Raw genomic sequence first — 1,176 nt, 5'->3', positions numbered from 1 at the left:
CTTTTATTCATTACTTTTTGTTGCACTGAATTCCCATCCTGAATAAAATTCAAAATTGGTCTTACTTTACTCCTGTCGATCCAAACCCGTTATTGCCTCTTTCACTATCCGATAACCACGCGTAACTTTGTATCACACGTCATAGCACTATGCCTCCCAATCCAAATACATTATCTCTTCTAAGGTTCTATCCGAAATATAAGTGGTAATAATTTGTATCTTTTCGTATTTCTTTTTAGCCATTCCTATAGCTTCGCCCTCGGACCCCGCCTCAATCCAACGAAGCTTCCACTTCTCATCTTTGTCATAAAACTCTATTGAGTACGTCATAACGCTATTACGCTGCAAGAACCTCTCTGACGTACTTTTTGCTGCATAGTCAAAACTTCCCACAACATCCTCAAGTGTTAGTTGTTTCATGCCCCTAACCCCATTGGGCGAGATTTTATCTTGCTCTTATCCGCCCGGTCCATGATTAATGCTGCGATTTCTAATTGATGTCTTCCCATCTCTACTGCAATTTCAATGAAACTTTTATCTTCTTCCCACATTTCTTGGAATCGAATCACTTCACTCTCATCGAATAACAAGTCCAAATCTTCTAACGCTACATACATGTTACGACGCGATTTCTTCATGCACTTCCTTTGCTGTGCTGCGATTGTGTAATTCTCCTTTTCCAAATCCGTCCCAAGTCTCGGCATCCCATTCCTCCTCCAGTTGTAATTGATGAATTTCTCTTAGTTCGGCCATAACGGCATGACGTCTTCTATCCGATTCTTCAGGTGTAATATTCCCTGCCTCGCAAATACATGGCCCAAATTGATATATTTCCGTTCCCATATCGTTTCTGATTACTCCTGTTCCGTTACATGCACACATCTTAATTCCCCCTTAGAATGATAGCGCCTTTCTTCTGTAATCCTTTGTATCTTTGAAAACAAGCGCTTTAAAGTTATTGAAAATACGCGATACAATTCGTTCATCATATGCGCCTTCTAAACGCTCTCCTGTAAGGTTTGTCGTGAAGATAGATATTGGTTTATTGATGCATTAAACGCCTACTATGGAGGCGGAGAAGAAGCTACCGTATCAGATAAAATAATTAATATTATGGCAATGTCCGGAGTTTCTGGTGGTGTAATCAAGTAAATTAGAAATATAGATTTGAACCAT

3 protein-coding genes and 1 pseudogene are annotated in these 1,176 nt (G+C 39.6%); all 4 read right to left on the bottom strand.

The genetic code is table 11. The annotated features are described in order from the left end of the window. Positions 1-147: 147 nt before the first annotated feature. Positions 148-420, bottom strand: coding sequence for a hypothetical protein (locus V7038_RS17660; protein WP_335471146.1), 273 nt, complete (start codon positions 418-420; stop codon positions 148-150). Beyond that, positions 417-704, bottom strand: coding sequence for a helix-turn-helix domain-containing protein (locus V7038_RS17655; RefSeq protein WP_199661834.1), 288 nt, complete (start codon positions 702-704; stop codon positions 417-419). The genes V7038_RS17660 and V7038_RS17655 overlap by 4 nt, the downstream gene beginning before the upstream one ends. After that, the gene (locus tag V7038_RS17650) at positions 619-882 is read right to left on the bottom strand and encodes a hypothetical protein (RefSeq protein WP_078175166.1); all 264 of its coding nucleotides are present in this window, start codon (positions 880-882) and stop codon (positions 619-621) included. The genes V7038_RS17655 and V7038_RS17650 overlap by 86 nt, the downstream gene beginning before the upstream one ends. Before the next feature lie 12 nt (positions 883-894). Beyond that, positions 895-1,035, bottom strand: a pseudogene (locus V7038_RS17645) (ATP-binding protein); the annotation flags it as partial. Positions 1,036-1,176: the final 141 nt, after the last annotated feature.

Source organism: Bacillus sp. JJ783, from assembly GCF_036963225.1.
Lineage (GTDB): Bacteria > Bacillota > Bacilli > Bacillales > Bacillaceae_G > Bacillus_A > Bacillus_A cereus_U.
The sequence above is the reverse complement of the archived record's forward strand: the minus strand, read 5'-3'. Positions and strand labels throughout refer to the sequence as shown.

Bases quoted from the DNA above. Each gene is read 5' to 3' on its own strand.
- V7038_RS17660 (WP_335471146.1), bottom strand. From the start codon at position 420: ATGAAACAACTAACACTTGAGGATGTTGTGGGAAGTTTTGACTATGCA.
- V7038_RS17655 (WP_199661834.1), bottom strand. From the start codon at position 704: ATGCCGAGACTTGGGACGGATTTGGAAAAGGAGAATTACACAATCGCA.
- V7038_RS17650 (WP_078175166.1), bottom strand. From the start codon at position 882: ATGTGTGCATGTAACGGAACAGGAGTAATCAGAAACGATATGGGAACG.